Origin of the sequence: Variovorax sp. RTB1, assembly GCF_035018765.1 — a bacterium.
Taxonomy (GTDB): domain Bacteria; phylum Pseudomonadota; class Gammaproteobacteria; order Burkholderiales; family Burkholderiaceae_C; genus Variovorax.
Map to the genome: position 1 here is coordinate 83,662 of NZ_JASJXG010000010.1, position 18,591 is coordinate 102,252.

Sequence of the window (18,591 nt, forward strand, 5' to 3'; positions counted from 1 at the left end):
GACGGTCAGCCGCAGGCGCCGCCCGGCTTGACCTCGGCCGCGGTCACGCTTCGCGCAATCGCAGAGGCGGCCGTCGCCGTCACGCGCTGCGCCCCCTGCGCCACGGCGTCGATGCCTGCACCGACCGGCTCGCTCGTGTCGAAGCTGCAAGCGGTGGGCACGGTTTCATCGGAGCGCTTCACGGTCCAGCTAAAGCTGCCGTCGACACGCGTTCCTTCGATGGCGTCGAAGCGGCGAACCTGAATCGCGATGCGGTAAACCGGCTGCGACGTCTGGCGCCCACCCTTGCTTGCATCGAAAGCACCGAGGCGACTGGCCACGCCACTCGACAGCGCATCGCGCAGCTCGTCCTCGAAAGACGACGCCCAACGATGCTGCTCGAGCACATTGACCTGCGCGCTGCGGTCACCGTTCTGCCGCACGACCATCTGCGGCCGCGCGAGACTCTCCGGCATCGAGAGTGGTGCGAGTTCGATGTAGAGCGGCGCAGCGCCATTACTGACCGGGAACGCGTTGTTCGCATCCGCAGCTTTCGCAGTGGCCGCAGTGCTCGCCGGGTTGGCCAGTGTGTAGTACATCGTCGGCTGGCCTGCACAGCCGGCCACGACCAGGGCGGCCAGCGTGGCGAACACCGCTGAACTCAAAAGCAACTTCATTTCTTGTCGTCCGGTTTGCCGCGCAACAGCGACTCGGGGTGGCGTTCGAGGTAGTCCGTCAATACGCGGATCGAACCTGCGGCACGCGTCAGTTCACGCAGCGTTTGCCGCACGTCCTGCTGCAGCGGCGAGTCGTCTGCGAGCGTGCGCTCGGCGGTGTTCAGCGTCTTGCGCGCGTCCTTCATGGCCGCGGTGATCTCGGGCGTCACGTCGTTGTTGATGCGGGTCACCGTGGTCTCGGCACTCTTCAACGTGGTGTCGAGCGTGGCCAGGGTCTTGCGCAGATCACCCGAGATTTCCTGGTACGGAATCTTGTTGAGCTTGGTCGCGATCTCCTGCACCTGGGTCTGGATCTCGTCCAGGCTGTTGGCAACCGTCGGCACCTCGATCGGGTTCCTGGTCATGTCGACCTTGACCGGCTTCTCCTTCGGAAAAAAGTCGAGAGCTACATAGACCTGCCCTGTGAGCAGGTTGCCGGTGCGCAGTTGGGCGCGCAGGCCGCGCGCGATCAGCGCGGAGACACGCTCTCTGCGCTCGGCCTGCTGGTCGGGCATGTCTCGTGCGCCATCGACACGCCGTAGCCGGTCGGGGTACACCGTGACCAGTACCGGCATCAGGAACGCACGCTCGCTGCGATCGAATTGCACGCCCAACGACTTGACCTCGCCGATCGTGATGCCGCGAAAGTCGACCGGCGCGCCCGGCGACAAACCACGCACCGACTGGTTGAAGTACATCAGCAGGTTCTGCGACGGGCCGTCGGGTTCCTTCATGGCAGTCTGCTCGTCTTCGGCCAGCGCGAAGGTCGTTTCGCCCTTGGCGACAGGCCCCTGCGCATCATCCGGTGCCTGAAAAGCGATGCCGCCCAGCAGGATGGTCGTGAGTGACTGGGTTCGCAGCGTGAAACCGCCGGCACTCAGCTGAGCATCGATGCCGCTGGCGTGCCAGAAGCGTGTGTTGACGCCGATGAACTTGTCGTAAGGCGTGTTGATGAAGACCCGCAGCGTGACGCCGCGGCCATCGCCATCGAGGTCGAACGACGCGATCTGCCCGACCTTGACGCGCCGGAAATAGACCGGCGACCCGATGTCGAGCGAGCCGATGTCGCGCGAGCGCAGCTGGTACTGCGTGCCGTTGGTATCGCGCGTGATGATCGGGGGCGCCTCGAGTCCGGCGAACTCGCCGCTGCTTTCTTTAGACACTCCGGCGTCGGCGCCGATATAGGCGCCCGACAACAAGGTGCCCAGGCCGGAAATGCCGGACGTATCTAGCCGCGGCCTCACCACCCAGTAGCGAGTGTCCTCGGCCGTGAAGCCATCGGCATCCTTGTTGAGCTGCACCAGCACGCGAACGTGCGAGCGATCGCGCGCCAGCCGGATGCGCTCGACCATGCCGATCTGCACGTCCTTGTATTTAACGGCGGTCTTGCCGGCTTCGAGGCCGTCCGCGGTCTTGAAAGTCAGCACCACTTCCGGTCCGCGTTCCCAAAGGATGCGGGCCACCAGCGTGATGCCGACCAGCGCCGCGACGATCGGAATCAACCAGATCAGCGACGGTATCCAATCGCGGCGACGCACCACGCGCGGCGCGGGTACGTCGGGAATACCTGACTGCTTCGGCGCGGGCGCCGGCACGGGCTCCGCGTTTCGCTCTTCACTCATTCATTGCACTCGCTTATTCGATCCGGTTTTCGATTCATCTGATTTTCTGTCGCTGTCCCATATCAGCCGCGGATCGAAGCTGATGGACGCCAGCATGGTGAGCACCACCACCGCGGCGAAGGCGCCGATCCCGACGCCCGCCGTGACTTCGGCAAAGCCCTGAATGCGCACGAGCCCTGCCAGCAGCGACACCACGAAGACGTCCAGCATGGACCATCGGCCGATGATTTCGAGTACGTGATAGAGCTTGGCCCGCTCGAGCTGGCGCCAGTCGCTTTGCCGTTGCGCCATCACCGTCAACACAAACAATGCCGCCAATTTGAACAGCGGCACCAGAAAGCTGGCCGTAAAGATCAGCGCTGCTAGCCCGTAGGAGCCCGACACCCAGAAAAAGATGATGCCGCTCAGGATGGTGTCTTGCTGCGTGCCGAACAGGCTGGTCGTGATCATCACCGGAAGCAGGTTTGCCGGAACGTACATCACGGCCGCGGCGATCAACAAGGCCCAGGTGCGGCGGATGCTGTCGGGCTTGCGTGTGCGCAAGCGCGTACCGCAGCGACCGCACGGCTCGCCGTCGTGAGCCTGCTGCCACACGGTGGCGCAGTGATGGCATTCGCGCAGCCCGAGCTCGGCCGCGGTGGCCAGCGTGCCGCTGCCTTCGTCGACGCAAGTGTGCGTCGATGCGTTGCCGGCCAGCCCGGCCACCCGTGTGCCGAAAGCGCTGAGCGAATTTGGCACTTTCAAGATGCTGGCTCCGATGGAAGCTCGGTCGACGGATTCGTGAACGCCATCTCCCAGAACGCCCGCGGATCGAACGACACCACCGAGGTCAGCAGCACCGTGAGCCCGACAAAAGCCCACAGTGCCGGGCCTGCCACCACCGTCGCCATGCCCGACAGCTTGACGATGGCGACCAGCACGCCCAGCAGAAAAACTTCGATCATTCCCCACGGGCGGAGCGACTGGAGCACGCGCACCAGCAGCGCGAAGCCCGGTGGCCGTGCGCCGCGCGTGAGCGGCACCAGCAGATAGAAAAGAATCAGCAGCTGCATGAGGGGGAACAGCAAGGTTGTCGCCAGCACCAGCAGCGCCACCGGCGACATGCCCTCCCCGGTCAGCGCGACCACCGCACCGAACAACGTGGTCTGGCTGCGGCGACCCTGCAATTCGATCTCGACGATGGGAAACAGGTTGGCGATCGCGAACAGGATCAGGCTCGCCACCGTGAGCGGAAGGATGCGGCGCTTTTGCTCGCCGGCATTGCGTGCGAGTTCGGTGCCGCAGCGCTGGCAGCGCGCCACCTCACGGGGTCGCAGGGTCGCGTGCCGATAGACCGCGTCGCAGCCATCGCACACCGTCACTCCGGGAAGTTCAGTCATGCGGCGATTCTGCCCAAAGCCTGCGAACGGGTCATGCGAGCGGGCAGAATCCTCCGCATGTTTTCAGACCAGAAGGCGCCACGCGTCGCGACATCCGACCTGACCGGTCCCGCCGGGCGCTCGGCACGTCCGTTGTGGAAGACCTTTCTTTTCTTCCTCGCGCCGATGTTGCTCAGCAACATCCTGCAGTCGCTGTCGGGCACGCTCAACAACATCTACGTCGGCCAGATGCTCGGCGTCGGCGCGCTGGCGGCGGTGTCGAGCTTCTTTCCGGTGATGTTCTTTTTCATCGCCTTCGTCATCGGGCTGGGCGCCGGCGCGTCGGTGCTCATCGGCCAGGCATGGGGCGCGGGCGACGTCGACAAGGTCAAGGCCGTGGCTGGCACGACGCTCACAGTCGGCGTGCTGATGGGCCTGTTGGTCGCGCTGTTCGGCGGCGTTTTCACGACGCCGATGCTGGCCGTGCTCGGCACGCCGGCCGACGTGCTTGCGGACTCGACGCGCTACGCCCGCATCATGTTGATTGCGATGCCGGGGCTCTTCGTGTTCCTCCTGTCGACGGCAATGCTGCGTGGCGTCGGTGACACCGTCACGCCGTTGATGACGCTGTTCATTTCGACGTTGACCGGCCTCCTCGTCACGCCCGCGCTGATTCGCGGCTGGGGCGGCTTGCCGCAACTCGGTGTGGCGAGTGGCGCCTGGGCCACCGCGGTGGCTTTCGTCGTCGCGACGCTGTGGCTAGGCTGGCGGCTGCGCCACCGCAAGAGCCCGCTGGCGCCCGACGCGGACTTCATGCGGCACCTTCGAATCAACCCGAAACTGCTCAAGGCCGTGCTCAAGATCGGCGTGCCGACAGGTGTCCAGACCATCGTGATCGCGCTGGCCGAGATCGCGCTGCTGTCGATGGTCAACAGCTACGGGTCGAGCGCAACGGCGGCGTATGGTGCGGTCAATCAGGTGGTGGCGTACGTGCAGTTCCCGGCCATCTCGATCGCGATCACCGCATCGATCCTGGGAGCCCAGGCCATTGGTGCGGGTCGTGCCGACAGGCTCGGCGCCATCGCGCGGACGGCGCTGGTCATGAACCTGTGCCTGACCGGTGGCCTGGTGCTGCTGGGCTATCTGTTCTCGCGTCACCTGATGGCCTTGTTCATCACCAGCGCGCCGGTGATCGACATCGCTCAATCACTGCTGCACATCATGCTTTGGAGCCTTGTCATCTTCGGCATGGCGTCGGCGCTGTCCGGGATCATGCGGGCCAGCGGCTCGGTGCTTGTGCCGACGCTGATCTCCATCGTGTGCATCGTCGGTGTCGAGGTGCCAGTGGCGTGGGTCGTGAGCCATCGCATCGGGCTGAACGGGGTGTGGGTGGCTTACCCGGCTGCGTTCGTGGCGATGTTGATTCTGCAAACGACTTACTACCGGGCGGTGTGGCGGACGAAGGCGATCAAGCGGTTGGTTTGATACGGACGTCAGCCTGCGTCCGTATCTTCCGCCTTCGCAGCCTGTTGGTCAGTGCAGCAACTGGCTCAGAAAAAGCCGCGTGCGCTCATGCTGCGGATTGCCGAAGAAGTCTGCCGGCGCGCCCTCCTCGAGGATGGTGCCCTGGTCCATGAAGATCACGCGGTTGGCGACCTGGCGCGCGAAGCCCATCTCGTGGGTGACCGACAGCATCGTCATGCCGTCCTCCGCCAGCGAGACCATCGTGTCGAGCACCTCCTTGACCATCTCCGGGTCGAGCGCAGAGGTCGGCTCGTCGAACAGCATGACTTTTGGGCTCATGCACAGGGCACGGGCGATCGCCACGCGCTGCTGCTGGCCGCCAGAAAGCTGTGATGGGTACTTGTTCGCCTGGTCGGGGATCTTCACTTTGGTGAGGTACGCCATCGCGACTTCCTTCGCTTCCCTGGGCGCGTACTTCTTGCTCCGGATAGGCGCGAGCGTGCAGTTCTCGAGGATGGTCAGGTGCGGGAACAGGTTGAAGTGCTGGAACACCATGCCGACCTCGCGACGCACCGCGTCGATGCGTCGCATGTCGTTGGTGAGTTCGACGCGGTTGACGACGATGTTGCCCTGCTGATGTTCCTCGAGCCGGTTGATGCAGCGCAACAGCGTCGACTTGCCGGAACCCGACGGGCCGCAGATCACGATGCGCTCGCCGCGTCGCACTTCGAGATTGATATCGCGCAGCACCTGGAATTCGCCGAACCACTTCTGCACGTTGACCATGCGGATGACCAAGTCGTTGGCAGCGTTTTGCGGCTGGATTTCTGCAAGCGTGTTCATGCGCGGACTCCGGAAGTTGAAGGCTCTATGTGCAGGCCAAGTTCGTCGACGATTCGGCGGGCGGCGGCAATGCCTTCGGGGCCCATCGGCAGCCGCGGTGGGCGGGGTCCACCGACCGGCAGGCCCATGGCCGTGAGCAGCGCCTTGGTGCCGGCCACGTATTGCTGGCCGGCGACGAAATCGATCATCGGAAAATACTTGAAGGACAGTGCGCGTGCCTCGGCGAGCTTGCCGGCCATCACCAGATCGTAGAGCCGGGCCATCTCGGCCGGTGCTCCGTTCGACGGCACGGCCGCCCAGCCCACCGCGCCTTCGACGTACGACTCGAAGCCCATGATCCCGCCGAACACGGCCATGCGGCCGTCCGACAGCCGCATGATGTCGCGCACGCGGGTGACCTCGAGCGTCGACTCCTTGATGTAGCGGCAGTTGTCGATCTGCGAGAGCCGCGCGACCAGTGGCGGCTTCAGGTCGACATTGGTCACGGCCGGATTGTTGTAGACCATGATGGGGATGCCGATGGCGTCCGAAATGCTTTTGTAGTGCTGGTAAATCTCGTCGTCGGTCGGCGTGGAATAGAACGGCGGCAGCACCATCACGCCGTCCGCGCCGAGCGACTCGGCCATGCGGCTCTTGCGCGCAGCCACGCGGGTGTCTTCGGCAGTGGTACCGATGATCACCGGCACGCGACCGGCTGCGCGGTCGATCACGGTCCTGGCGACGAGTTCGATCTCGTCGTCGGTCATCGACAGGAACTCGCCGGTCGAGCCCAACGGGATCAACCCGTGGATGCCCGATTCGATCTGCCAGTCGACATAGCGCTCCAGCGCTGAAACGTCGACCTCGCCCGCCGCATCGAAGGGCGTCACCATGATGGTGTAAGTACCGCGAAAGTGGTTCATTTTTCGGTCGTCCTCAACATTTGTTGTCGAGCAGTCCGGACGCGACCAGCGCGGCGCGGATGCGAGTCTTGTCATCGTCGGCGAGCGGCAGCAGTGGCAGGCGCGGATCGGGATGCGGCAGCCGTCCGAGCATGTGCAGCGCGGTCTTCATGCGGTTGTGGCTGTCGAGGTACGGTGCGCGATAGAAGGCGCGGCACAGCGGCACCAGCCGATCGTTCACGGCTCGGGCGGCGTCGAGCCGGCCGGCCGCGACGGCCTCGTGCAGTTCGACCAGCAACGGCGCGGCAACGCTGCCGATGCCCGACAGGATGCCGTCGGCACCATAGGTGAGCGAGGCGAAAAGCCAGCTGTTGTTGGTCGTCAGCATCGTGACCGGACGGTCGAGGCGGCGGATGGCGCGCAGGTTGTCTTCATACAGTTCGGGCACGTCGGTACCGTCCTTGATGGCGACGATATCGGGCACTTCGCTGCACAAACGCACCAGCAGGCCGGTGGAAAAAGCGAGGCCCGAAGAACGCGACAACTGAAACAGCACGATGGGCAATCGCGTGGCCCCGGCTACGTCCTTGACGAAGCGCAGCGCCATCTCGGGACGCAGGGCCGAACCGCCTCCAAACAGCATCGGTGGAAAGAGCAGCAGTGCCGAGGCGCCCGCCTCCGCCGCGTCGACCGCCAGCGCGCAGGCATCGCGCGTGTCTTCCGCCACGACGCCCGCGACCACAGGTATCCGGCCGGCGGCCCGCACGGCCACGTCCAGCACATGCGCGCGCTCCAGCCGGTTGAGCGACGAAGCTTCGCCAGCGTGGCCATTGACCACCACGGCGCGCACGCCGGCGGTGGACGCCACTTCATGCACATGGGCCGCAAGCGCGACGTCGTCGATGGCGCCGCCGGGCGCAAAGGGGGTAAGCGTGGCGGGCCAGATGCCGCCCACGCCGGAAACCGGGAATGTCATGAAGCCCTATGAAACCCTGTAGGTAAGGTGCCGGCAGTATGCAACATGACTGGAATCGATTGCAATAACTTGCCTAACTTTAAGGGGAATAGCTAGAGCCGAATTTGACTTGTACGCGCTGCAAGACTTACAGTAAGAGAATGCAATCGTTTTCATTTTTAGCTGTTTATTTGTTTCAGCCATGAGCGTCACCCTGCGCGATGTGGCGCGTGCCGCAGGCGTTTCCATCGCTACTGCGTCGCGCGCCCTCGCCGGCTCGAACCTGACCAACCAGGCGACGCAACGGCACGTGGTCGCCGTCGCCGCAGCGCTCGGCTATCGCACCAATACGGCAGCCCGTGCGCTCCGGACGCGCAAGTCGCGCCTCATCGGGCTGACAGTCCACAACCTTGAAAACGCTTCCTTTCGCGTGCTGGCCTCGGTCGTGCAGTCCCGCATGCAGACTCTCGGATACCAGGTCATCCTGAGCATCAGCAACGACGATGCCGAGCAGGAACGCGAGATCTTCAAGACGCTCGTGGACCACAACGTCGACGGCGTCATTGCCGTGCCGACCGGCGCCAATGGCGCGGCCCTGCTGGCCATGGAACACGCCGACATTCCGGTCATCTGCGCCGTGCGGCGTGTGGCCGGTGCGTCGCTCGAATCCATCCTGGCCGCCGACATGGATGGCGCGTACGCCGGCACACAACACCTGCTGGGTCTGGGACATCGGCGCATCGGTTTGATCGTGGGGCCTGGTGATACGACTTCGGGCAAGGAACGGCTCGCGGGCTATACCCGGGCCATGCAGGAAGCGGGCCTGCCCATCGATCCGACCCTCATCCACCGCGGTCGCTACGTCCCCGAGACCGGCGTGGCGGGCGCGAACGCGATGCTGTCGCTTCCAGCGCCGCCAACGGCCCTGTTCGTGGCGAACCACGAGTCGTCAGTCGGCGTGCTGCGCGTGATCTCGGAGCGCGGCCTCGCCATTTCACTGGATCTGTCTTTGCTGTTCTACGAAGACTCGCCCTGGTTTCAGTGGCATCGCCCCGCCATCAGCGTGGTCGACAGCGGTGCCGCCGACATGGCCAACCTCGCGGTCGACCGTCTTATGTCCCGCCTCGGCGGCGTGGCCAACAGTGGCCGCGAATACCGCATCGGCTCGCGGCTCGTCGAACGTGCTTCGTGCAGCGCACTGCCCAACACCTCGAGCACGACCTGAAGCATCCCTGAAGCAACCCATGCCCTATGTAGAAGTTCTGGCGCCACGCGCCGCCGACACCGGAAAGCGCAAAGTGGTCGAGGCCGTCACCGAGGGCATCGTCCGCGGTTTCGATGTCGCGCCCTCGACGGTGACGATCTATTTCGTACCGATCGCCCACGGCGACTACGCGCACGCCGGTCAGTTCGGCCTGCCCGCGAGCGACAGCCGCGTCTTCGTGAAGGTGCATGCGTATCGCCGCAGCGCCGACCAGCGCCGCGCCGTTGCCGAATCCATGACGCCGGCCATCGCCGCGTGCTTCGACACGGCGGCCCACAACGTCGCCATCTATTTCATGGACCGCGAGCGCGACGAGGTGGCGCACGAAGGCCACCTTGCGAGCGACGAGGTTTCCGAAAGCGCCAAAACATCTGCTGCGCCATGAATCATTTTTATAACGAAGACCAGATGTCGGTGCGCGATACCGCGCGCCGTTTCGCCGAGGCCGAGGTTCTGCCGCGCGCCGCCGCGATCGACCGCGAAGACACCTTCGACCGCACGCTCTATCGCGGCATGGCTGGCCTGGGCCTGTTCGGCATCAGCCTGCCGGAATCGTCGGGCGGCTCGGGGTTGGACACGGTCAGCCTTTGCCTCGTGATGGAGGAAATCGCGCGCTGCTCGGCCGCCATCGGCAATGCTTTCGCCATCCCCGTAGAAGCAGCGCTGTTTCTTCACCATCACGGCAACGAGAGCCAGAAGGCGCTGATCCCCGGCATCCTCGATGGATCGATCGTGTTCGCCACCGCCATGACCGAACCCGACTTCGGCTCCGATGCCGCGAGCATCCAGACCACCGCCCGGGTGACCGACGACGGCTATGTTCTCAACGGCACCAAGGCCTGGGTCACCCTCGGTGGCGTGGCCGACCGCATCATGGTCTTCGCGCGCACCGGCAAGGAAGCCGGCCACCGTTCGATCAGCTGCTTTCTGGTCGATGCGTCGTCACCGGGCGTGAGCCGCGGCAAGAACGAGGAACTGCTGGGCATGCACGGCCTGGAGGATTGCCAGATCGTGCTGCAGGACGTGCATGTGCCCAAGACCGCGCTCATCGGCGCCGAGAACCAGGCCTTCAAGACGGCCATGGGCAACTTCAACTTCAGTCGCCTCCTGATGTCGTCGATGGCGCTGGGCATGGCGCAGGCCGCGATGGAAGACGCGGTGGCCTACGCCACCACGCGCAAGCAGTTCGGCGAGCCGATCATGAACTTCCAGGCCATTCAGTTCATGGTGGCCGACATGTCGACCGACATCGCCGCCGCGCGACTGCTCATCCACTACGCGTCGCGTGTGTTCGACGCCGGCCTGCCCTACGCAAAGGAAGCGGCGCACGCCAAGCTCTTCACCACCGACATGGCCATGAAGCATGTGTCGAACGCCTTGCAGGTGCATGGCGGCAACGGCTACTCGCGCGAGTACCGGATCGAGCGCATCTTCCGTGACGTGCGACTGGCGCAGATCTACGAAGGCACCAACCAGATCCAGCGTCTGATCATCGCCAAGCAGGTCGAGAAAGAACTGGCCTGAAGGGGCCGCGACCATGATCCATTGCATCACCCCCGACGAAGCCGCTGCGCTGTTGAAAGACGGCGACATGGTGCTGGCTGGCGGCAACGGCGGTTCGGGCGTACCCGAGGCAGTGTTCGAAGCCATCGAACGCCGCTTCCTGTCCGGCGACGGGCCGCACGGCATCACCCTCTTCCACATCACCGGCGTCGGTGCGCTGACAGAAAAAGGCATGTGCCGTTTCGCGCACAAGGGACTCGTCCGGCGCGTGATCGGCGGCAACTTCGGCATGCAGTTGCCCTTCATGAAGCTGGTGCTCGACCAGGAACTGGAGGCCTACAACTTCCCGCAGGGCGTGATGACGCACCTGTGCCGAGCGATGGCCGGCCGCCAGCCCGGCGTGCTCACGCACGTTGGCCTGGAAACCTACATGGACCCGCGCCAGGAAGGCGGCCGCATGAACGCGCGCACGACTGAAAAGCTGGTCGAACTCGTCGCCATCGGCGGCAAGGACTATCTTTTCTACCGCGCACCCGGCGTACCTTCGGTCGCGCTGATCCGCGGCACCTCGGCGGATGAAGACGGCTACGTCAGCATGGAACATGAAGCCACCGCGCGAGAAGACCTGTCGATGGCGCAGGCCGTGCACAACGCCGGCGGCACCGTGATCTGCCAGGTCAAGCGTGTCGTCAAGCGCGGCACGCTGCATCCGCACATGGTGAAGATCCCCGGCTTCCTGATCGACCACTTCGTGGTGCAGCCCGATCAGATGCAAACCTACGCGACCCAGTTCGATCCGGCGCGCTGCGGCGAGACCATCGTTCCAAGTTCGAGCATCGCGCCCGACCCGCTTGACGCGCGCCGCGTGGTGGCGCGCAGAGCGGCCTTCGAGCTGCGCCCGCGCGACGTGGTGAACCTCGGCGTCGGCCTCTCGGCCATGATCCCCAATGTCGCGGCCGAGGAAGGCATCGACGAGATGATCACGCTCACCGTCGAGTCGGGTGCGGTCGGTGGCGTGCCGGGCCATGCACGCGAGTTCGGCACTTCGGTCAACCCGCGGGTCATCCTCGACCAGTCGTATCAGTTCGACTTCTACGACGGCGGCGGCCTGAGTTGCGCCTTCCTGTCGTTTGCACAGGTCGACAGGCACGGCAACGTCAACGTCACCCGCTTCGGCAAGCGCTATGACGGCGCCGGCGGCTTCATCAACATCACGCAGAACACGAAGCGGCTGGTGTTCAACGGCTCGCTGACCGGTGGCGACTTCGATATCGGCGTGGTCGACAACGCGCTCTCCATCCGCCGCGACGGCAAGTTCAAAAAGTTCGTCCCAGAGGTCGACCAGATCAGCTTCTCGGGTCGCCTGGCTCGCGAGCGCGGACAGCACGTGACCTTCATCACCGACCGCGCCGTGTTCGAAATGGAGCCGGCTGGCCTCGTGCTGACCGAGATCGCTCCGGGCGTGCGGCTGCAGGAAGACGTGCTCGACCAGATCGGCTTTGCGGTGCGCATCAGCGAATCGCTCAAGACCATGGACGCGCGTATTTTCCGCGTCGGTCCGATGGGCATGCGCGACGCATTCGTAGCGCAGGCGCCGCGCCACATCGAGGTGCCCGAGGGATGAGCGAAACGCGCGACATCTACTTCGACGATGTGATCGTCGGGGACCGTTTCACAAGCGGAACGCACGCGGTTTCGGCAGCCGACGTCGCCAGCTTCTGCGACCTGACGCGCGACCATCATCCGCTGCACACCGACGCCGCCTATGCCGCCTCGCGCGGTTTCGGCGGCGTGATCGCTCATGGCCTGTATGGCTTGGCGCTGATGGAAGGCCTCAAAACCGAACTCGGGCTCTACAAGAACAGCTCCATCGCCTCGCTGGGCTGGGATCGGGTGCGCTTCTTGCAACCTGTCGTTGCAGGCGACGTGGTCCGCGTGAGCTTCGTATTTACCGAGAAGCGTGCGTCTTCGCGTTCCGGCCGCGGCATCGTGACCGAGTCGCTGCGCTTGCTGAACCAGCGCGACGAATGCGTCATCGAGGCACTGCACAGCGCACTGCTGGCATGCAGCCCGTCGGTCTGACTCTGAGTGTCTCCAGGTTCCTTTTTCTTCTCTTCAATCTTCGTCTTACGAAAGCACACCATGCACATACCGAATCCCGTTCTTGCGCTCTTCATCGGCGCCGTGTTCTGCGCTTCGGCGATGGCGCAGCCCTGTACCCCCAAGATCAGCGCCGAGCATCTGGTGTCTGCCGGCAAGTTGCAGATGTCCATCAACCCGACCCTGCCACCGCAACAGTTCGTCGACGAAAAAGGCGAGTTGCAGGGCCTCAACGTCGAGCTCGGAAAGGCCATCGCTGCCAAGCTGTGCCTCGAGCCCGTCTTCATGCGGATGGACATGCCGCCGATGATTCCCGCCCTTCAGGCCGGCCGCTTCGACATGATCAACACGGGCATGTTCTGGACCGAAGAGCGTTCCAAGCTGATGTTCATGATTCCCTACGGCCAGCAGGCGATGAGCGTCTACACGGTGCCGACGAGCCCGTTCAAAATCACCAAGTTCGACGATCTGGCAGGTCATGTGGTCGGTATCGAAACCGGCACCTACCAGGAGCGCAAGTCCCGGGAATTCAATGCCGACATGGTCGCTCGCGGCCTGAAGACGATCGACTTCCGCACCTTCGCGACCGCCTCCGAAACCACGGCGGCGCTGCGCGCCGGCCAGCTAGAGGCCGGCATCAACATCGACGAAACCGCAACCACCTTTGCCGAGCGCGGCATTGCCAAGGTATGGCTCAGCGGCATCAACGGCACCGACATCACCGTCACCTACCGCGACAAGACAACGGCCCTTGGAGCCGCTGCCGCGCTGAACGAACTGAAGGCCGAGGGCACCTACGACAAGCTGTTCGACAAGTTCAGGATGACGCGCTTGAAGGACACGACGAACTTCGCGATCCGCGGGCCCGGCCCGGCGCCGAAGTAATCGGCTCGCAGCGCGAGGCAAACAGAAAGACCGGTCCGAGTTCAACGTCGATGCTTTCCTGTCCTACCTGATCAACCCGTACCTGTTGGGCGGCGTGGCGATCACGATCGGGCTCACGATCACCACGATCATCATCGGTCTGGCCCTGGCGCTGCCACTGGCGCTGGCGAGCATGTCCGATCGCGCGTTCCTGCGCGGTCCGGCCAAGTTCTACATCTGGATCTTCCGCGGCACGCCGCTGCTGGTGCAGATCGTGATCATCTACACCGGCCTGCCGCAACTGGGCTTGCGCTTCGACGTACTGACCTCCGCCGTGCTCGCGCTGAGTCTCAACGAAGCGGCCTATTTGTCGGAGACCATCCGGGCTGGATTTTCGGCCGTTGCCAAGGGGCAGATCGAGGCGGCCAAGGCCCTGAGCCTGTCCAAGGTTGCGACGCTGCGGCTCGTGACGCTGCCGCAAGTGATCCGCATCATCATTCCGCCGCTGGGCAATTCGGTGAACGGGTTGCTGAAGGCCACCTCGCTCGCGTCCGTGATCTCGATGGAAGAACTGATGCGCCGCGCTCAGGTGCTGATGCAGGCGAAGTTCGAGGTGCTGGAGCTCTATTGCGTAGCGGCCGTTTTCTACCTGGTGCTCACCTCGCTATGGGACGTGGTGCAGCGGCGCCTGGAGCGGCACTACGGCCGCGGTTATGCGCCGACCCAGGACAGGACTCCGGCTCTACGCAGCCCTGCCGCTGCCTGATCGGCTGCAGGGGCGCGGCACGTGGAGCCGCAACGGAGGCGCGTTGTGGCTAGGGCGTCGAGTCGTCGTTCTCGCTGCGCGCGATGCGGCTCTGCATGTACTGCAGCGCATGCGTGATGAACGCCTGCGCCAACCTTGCACGGGGCTTGTCGCGCACGAACACCCCGCACACCGGGATGGCAATGCGCGGCCGGAAGCGATGCACGTCGAAGGCTGCCTCCTTCGAATGGTGCGCGGTCATTTCGTCGACGAAGCCTATGCCCAGTCCGCGGGCGACCAGAGGGCTCACGATGTTGGCGAAGCGCGCCTCGATGTCGGGGTGGTAGTGATGGGCGGAGCGCTCGAAGGCCTGCGCGATCATCGCGCCCAGCGGGCTCACCGGCGGCGGACCGACGATTCGCCGGCCCTGCAAATCGAAAGGCGTCAGCACCGGAAGCCCAGCCAATGCGTCGTCCTTCGGCGAGATGCACACCATCTCGGCCTCGATCAGCACCTCGCGCGTCAGGCTCGGGCGCACCGGAGGCTTCATCGCGATGCCGAGGTCGGCGCTGCCGCTTTCGACACCTTCGAGCAACGGCTCCATCCGCATGGCTTCGATCGTCACCTGCACGTCCGGACGGGCGGCCATGAAGAGCGCCAGCACCGGCGGAATGAGGTACTGCGAAAGCTCCGACGTTGTGTGGATGCGCAACACGCCGGCGCGCCCGGTGCGCAAATCCCAGGCCTTGCGCTGCACGGCTTCGTGCACGAGGAACAGCGGCTCGGCGTCGGCCATGAGCAATTGCGCATCGGCCGTCGGCACCAGCCGATTACTCACCCGGTCGAACAGCGCGATGCCGAGCTTGCTCTCTGTCAGCTTGATGGCGTTGCTCACCGCCGGCTGCGACATGCCGAGCTCTTCAGCGGCGCCGATGGTGGTCCGGTAGCGCATGACCGCGCGGAGCACTTCGAGCTGACGAAGGTTGATGAGCGAACGAAATTGAGGGTCGGACATGGCGATGGATTCAGACCCGACAGAGCATCGAGTCACACCATGATAGCGGTCGATTTCGGTGCGCCGTACGCACCATCACGACGTATATCGGCGGCCTATAGTCCGCCCCTTCAACTGAATTGAACGCACTCCTTCGCACTCGCTATTCTTTTAATTTTCCAGCCGCGACGCTCGTTGCGCAGGTCTCTTCGTCAATCCAGGAATCATCATGAAATTCGCCCTTCTGCGCAGCGTCATCGCCATCGCCGTGCTCGCCGGTCCGCTCTCCGGCATGGTCGTTTCCGCACAGACCTGCACCCCCACCATCCCAAAGACCGAGCTGGTCTCCGAGGGCAAGATCATGCTGTCGACCAACCCCACACTGCCGCCACTGCAGTTCGTCGATGCATTAGGCGAATTGAAGGGCATGAACATCGATCTCGCCGCCGAACTCGGCAAGCGTCTTTGCCTCAAGGCCGAGACCGTCCGGATGGATTTCCCGGCCATGATCGGCGCGCTGAAGTCCGCCCGTTTCGACGGGATCAACACCGGCATGTTCTTCACCGAAGAACGCTCCAAGGTGATGTGGACCATTCCGTATGCGATGGCCGCGATCGACATCGTCGCGCTGCCGGGCAGCAAGCGAACCATTGCGTCGTCGGAAGCGCTCACCGATCTCAGCATCGGCGTCGAGGCCGATTCGTACCAGGAGCGCTGGTTGAAGGAGCGCGAGAAAGACAACGTCGCCAAGGGCCGCAAGTCGCTCAAGATCCTGTCTTTCCCGACCGCCAGCGAAGTCATGGCCGGCTTGCGTGCCGGCCAGTTCGACGTCGCCGCGTTCCCCAACTACGCGGGGGGTGCTTTCGTGAAAGCCGGTCAGGTCACGATGTTGTTGCCGGCCCAGGGTGCCTCGCCGACCATGATGAGCTTTCGCTCGAAGGTGGTGGCCGATGCCGTCGTCAAGGCCTTCAACGACATGATCAAGGACGGCACCTACGACCGCGTGCTCGACCAGTACGGCATGACCAAGCTGCCGGAAAAGGTCATCGCGATCCGCGGCACCGGTCCGGTGTAATCGGCGGCGTCAGGATCGCAGCGAGGCCACCCGCGCCTCGCCTGCGGCCAGCAGCAGGTCGATGTCGTTGCTGGTCAGGATGAAGCGCATGCCGGCGTCGATGTGACGGCGCAGCAGCGTCGGGTCGACGATGCCGGCCAGGCCTGCGTGCTTGCCATGTGCCTTGCAAGCAGCGATGACCGTTGCGAAGGCGGCCTCGATCGCCGGATCTTGGAGCTGCCCCGGGATGCCCAGTTCCAGCGACAAGTCGTTGCTGCCGATGAGCAGCACGTCGACACCCGGCACCGCGGCGATGCTGTCGGCATTGGCGATAGCGCGTGGCGATTCGAGCATCACGATGCACAGCAGCTCGGCGTTGGCAGCCGCCATAGCGTCTGGTGCCGGATGGCGCTTGTAGTCGAAGTGCGGCTGCAGGCCGAAGAACGATCGCATTCCGAAGGGCGGGTATTTGCAGGCGCGCACCGCCGCGGCGGCCTCGTCGGCATCGTCGACGTGCGGAATGATGATGCCTTGCGCGCCACCATCGAGCAGCCGCGAGATGTCTGGCGAATTCTTGCCGGGCACACGCACCAGCGGCGCGATGCCGAGCGGTAAAGCAGCCGCAGAAATGTTGGCCGCGGCGGCGGCATCGACAGGCGAATGCTCGATGTCGATGAACAGAAAGTCGAAGCCGCAGCGCAATGCGAGGCCGGCCACCGCAGCGCCGGTGAACTGCTGCACACCCATGCCGAGAACGGTGTCGCCGGCCTCCAAACGACGGCGCGCGAAGTTGGGTCGAATCATCTGCGAGACCTTGGGAACGATCGGTGCCATCTCAGTAGCCCCCTACTTCACCGCGCACCTGGAACTGGCCGCGTCCGGGTCGACCGAGCCACTGCTCGCCGTCGACGATGAGTTCGCCGCGCGAGAACACTTTCTTCACCACGCCGTGCACCTTGTGGCCTTCGAACAGGCTGTAGTCGACGTTGCTGTGATGCGTGTGCGCCGACAAGGTCTGCTGCGCGTCGGGGTCGAACAGCACGATGTCGGCATCGCTGCCCACCGCGATCGTGCCCTTGCGCGGGAACAGCCCGAACAGCTTGGCCGGCGCGGTGGCCGTCAGCTCGACAAAGCGATTCAGCGTGATGCGCTTGGTGCGAACGCCGCCGTCGTAGATCACGGTCATGCGCGTCTCGATGCCGGGCGCGCCATTGGGGATCTTCGAGAAGTCGTCGCGCCCGAACTCCTTCTGGTTGACGCGGCCCATGTGGCCTTCCTTCATGCAGAAGGGGCAGTGATCGGTCGAGATGAGTTGCAGGTCGTCGGTCTTGAGCGCGGTCCACAGCGCGTCTTGCGACTCCTTGTTGCGCAGCGGCGGCGTCATCACGTACTTGGCGAGCGAGAAGTCGTCACTGTCGTACACAGACTCGTCGAAGAAAAGATAGTGCGGGCAGGTTTCCGCGAACACCGGAATGCCGGCATCGCGCGCCTCGATCACGTGCTTGAGCGCCTCCTTGGCCGACAGGTGCACGAAGTACACCGGCGCGTTCGCCAGCTCCGCCAGCTTGATACCGCGGTGCGTCGCCTCGCCTTCCATGATGGCCGGCCGCGTGAGCGCGTGGTGTCTGGGCGAGGTGTGGCCTTGCGCCAGCGCCTCGCGGATCAACAGCTCGATGATGTTGCCGTTCTCGGCATGCAGCGCGACCATGCCGCCGTGCTCGCCGACCAGCCGCATCGCCTGAAAGATCGCCGCGTCGTCGACCATCACCGTGCCCGGGTAGGCCATGAACATCTTGAAACTGCTCACGCCTTCATGGCGAATCGCGTGCTTCATGTCGCCGAGCACCTTGTCGTCGACGTGCGTCAGGATCACGTGGAAACCGTAGTCGATGCTCGCGCCGATGGCGGCCTTGGCCTGCGCGCGCGCGATGGCATCGAGCGGGCTGTCGGTCTTGCCCTGGAAGGCGAAGTCGATGATCGTCGTCGTGCCGCCGAAGGCTGCGGCGCGCGTGCCCGACTCGTAGTCGTCGCAGGTGGTCGAGTCGCCGAAGGTGTTGTCGAGATGGGTGTGGACGTCGACACCGCCGGGCAGCACCAGCAGGCCGGCGGCATCGATCACCTGCGTGTCAGGCCCGACGTCGAGGTGCTTGCCGGTGGCGGCGATCTGGCCGTCTTCCAGCAGGATGTCGGCACGGTAGTCGTCGACGGCGGTGACGATGCGGCCGTTGCGGATCAGGGTTTTGGTCATG

19 protein-coding genes are annotated in these 18,591 nt (G+C 64.4%); 9 read left to right on the top strand and 10 right to left on the bottom strand.

The annotated features are described in order from the left end of the window. Positions 1 to 5: 5 nt before the first annotated feature. From QN397_RS09320 to QN397_RS09335, 4 genes are all read right to left on the bottom strand, one after another. Positions 6 to 656: a PqiC family protein gene (locus QN397_RS09320; RefSeq protein WP_323500744.1), complete on the bottom strand. Its 651-nt coding sequence runs from the start codon at positions 654 to 656 to the stop codon at positions 6 to 8. Further along, positions 653 to 2,317, bottom strand: coding sequence for an intermembrane transport protein PqiB (locus QN397_RS09325; protein WP_323500745.1), 1,665 nt, complete (start codon positions 2,315 to 2,317; stop codon positions 653 to 655). The genes QN397_RS09320 and QN397_RS09325 overlap by 4 nt, the downstream gene beginning before the upstream one ends. Further along, positions 2,318 to 2,962 (bottom strand): paraquat-inducible protein A, encoded by a 645-nt coding sequence (locus QN397_RS09330; RefSeq protein WP_261802674.1) that lies wholly within the window; start codon positions 2,960 to 2,962, stop codon positions 2,318 to 2,320. Between the two features lie 95 nt (positions 2,963 to 3,057). Beyond that, a complete protein-coding gene (locus QN397_RS09335; protein ID WP_323495965.1) occupies positions 3,058 to 3,696 on the bottom strand; it encodes a paraquat-inducible protein A in 639 nt (212 codons plus the stop codon). A gap of 99 nt (positions 3,697 to 3,795) precedes the next feature. Between QN397_RS09335 and QN397_RS09340 the strand changes: the two genes are divergently transcribed. Further along, positions 3,796 to 5,160 carry an MATE family efflux transporter gene (locus QN397_RS09340; protein ID WP_416352322.1) on the top strand — a complete coding sequence of 455 codons (1,365 nt, stop codon included), beginning with the start codon at positions 3,796 to 3,798 and terminating at the stop codon, positions 5,158 to 5,160. A gap of 48 nt (positions 5,161 to 5,208) precedes the next feature. Here QN397_RS09340 and QN397_RS09345 read toward each other — a convergent pair whose 3' ends face one another. From QN397_RS09345 to QN397_RS09355, 3 genes are read right to left on the bottom strand one after another with little or no spacing between them, the layout of a single operon-like run. Continuing rightward, positions 5,209 to 5,982 (bottom strand): amino acid ABC transporter ATP-binding protein, encoded by a 774-nt coding sequence (locus QN397_RS09345; protein WP_323500746.1) that lies wholly within the window; start codon positions 5,980 to 5,982, stop codon positions 5,209 to 5,211. After that, positions 5,979 to 6,884: a dihydrodipicolinate synthase family protein gene (locus tag QN397_RS09350; protein ID WP_323500747.1), complete on the bottom strand. Its 906-nt coding sequence runs from the start codon at positions 6,882 to 6,884 to the stop codon at positions 5,979 to 5,981. Before QN397_RS09350 ends, QN397_RS09345 begins: the two co-directional genes overlap by 4 nt. Before the next feature lie 13 nt (positions 6,885 to 6,897). Next, positions 6,898 to 7,839, bottom strand: a complete 942-nt coding sequence (locus QN397_RS09355; RefSeq protein ID WP_323500748.1) for a dihydrodipicolinate synthase family protein — start codon at positions 7,837 to 7,839, stop codon at positions 6,898 to 6,900. 181 nt (positions 7,840 to 8,020) lie between these two features. Between QN397_RS09355 and QN397_RS09360 the strand changes: the two genes are divergently transcribed. From QN397_RS09360 to QN397_RS09390, 7 genes are all read left to right on the top strand, one after another. Next, positions 8,021 to 9,043, top strand: a complete 1,023-nt coding sequence (locus QN397_RS09360) for a LacI family DNA-binding transcriptional regulator (protein ID WP_323500749.1) — start codon at positions 8,021 to 8,023, stop codon at positions 9,041 to 9,043. A gap of 19 nt (positions 9,044 to 9,062) precedes the next feature. Then, positions 9,063 to 9,467: a tautomerase family protein gene (locus QN397_RS09365; RefSeq protein ID WP_323500750.1), complete on the top strand. Its 405-nt coding sequence runs from the start codon at positions 9,063 to 9,065 to the stop codon at positions 9,465 to 9,467. Next, a complete protein-coding gene (locus QN397_RS09370) occupies positions 9,464 to 10,606 on the top strand; it encodes an acyl-CoA dehydrogenase family protein (RefSeq protein ID WP_323500751.1) in 1,143 nt (380 codons plus the stop codon). Before QN397_RS09365 ends, QN397_RS09370 begins: the two co-directional genes overlap by 4 nt. 13 nt (positions 10,607 to 10,619) lie before the next feature. Continuing rightward, on the top strand, positions 10,620 to 12,209 hold the full coding sequence (locus QN397_RS09375) for an acyl CoA:acetate/3-ketoacid CoA transferase (RefSeq protein ID WP_323500752.1): 1,590 nt from the start codon (positions 10,620 to 10,622) through the stop codon (positions 12,207 to 12,209). Further along, positions 12,206 to 12,667: a MaoC family dehydratase gene (locus tag QN397_RS09380; protein WP_323500753.1), complete on the top strand. Its 462-nt coding sequence runs from the start codon at positions 12,206 to 12,208 to the stop codon at positions 12,665 to 12,667. The genes QN397_RS09375 and QN397_RS09380 overlap by 4 nt, the downstream gene beginning before the upstream one ends. 60 nt (positions 12,668 to 12,727) lie before the next feature. Then, a complete protein-coding gene (locus tag QN397_RS09385; RefSeq protein WP_323500754.1) occupies positions 12,728 to 13,570 on the top strand; it encodes a transporter substrate-binding domain-containing protein in 843 nt (280 codons plus the stop codon). An 82-nt stretch (positions 13,571 to 13,652) separates the two neighbouring features. Next, complete coding sequence (locus QN397_RS09390) at positions 13,653 to 14,315, top strand: amino acid ABC transporter permease (protein ID WP_323500779.1); 663 nt, start codon at positions 13,653 to 13,655, stop codon at positions 14,313 to 14,315. 49 nt (positions 14,316 to 14,364) lie between these two features. Here QN397_RS09390 and QN397_RS09395 read toward each other — a convergent pair whose 3' ends face one another. Then, entirely contained in the window at positions 14,365 to 15,309 is a 945-nt protein-coding gene (locus QN397_RS09395; RefSeq protein WP_323500755.1) for a LysR substrate-binding domain-containing protein, read from the bottom strand. A 208-nt stretch (positions 15,310 to 15,517) separates the two neighbouring features. Here QN397_RS09395 and QN397_RS09400 point away from each other — a divergent pair, with 208 nt between their 5' ends. Next, on the top strand, positions 15,518 to 16,363 hold the full coding sequence (locus QN397_RS09400; RefSeq protein ID WP_323500756.1) for a transporter substrate-binding domain-containing protein: 846 nt from the start codon (positions 15,518 to 15,520) through the stop codon (positions 16,361 to 16,363). A 9-nt stretch (positions 16,364 to 16,372) separates the two neighbouring features. Here QN397_RS09400 and QN397_RS09405 read toward each other — a convergent pair whose 3' ends face one another. Together QN397_RS09405 and hydA are read right to left on the bottom strand one after the other, a co-directional pair. Continuing rightward, positions 16,373 to 17,176 carry an HpcH/HpaI aldolase family protein gene (locus QN397_RS09405; RefSeq protein WP_323500757.1) on the bottom strand — a complete coding sequence of 268 codons (804 nt, stop codon included), beginning with the start codon at positions 17,174 to 17,176 and terminating at the stop codon, positions 16,373 to 16,375. Position 17,177: 1 nt separating this feature from the next. Next, the gene (hydA, locus tag QN397_RS09410; protein WP_323500758.1) at positions 17,178 to 18,590 is read right to left on the bottom strand and encodes a dihydropyrimidinase; all 1,413 of its coding nucleotides are present in this window, start codon (positions 18,588 to 18,590) and stop codon (positions 17,178 to 17,180) included. Between the last annotated feature and the right edge of the window lies 1 nt (position 18,591).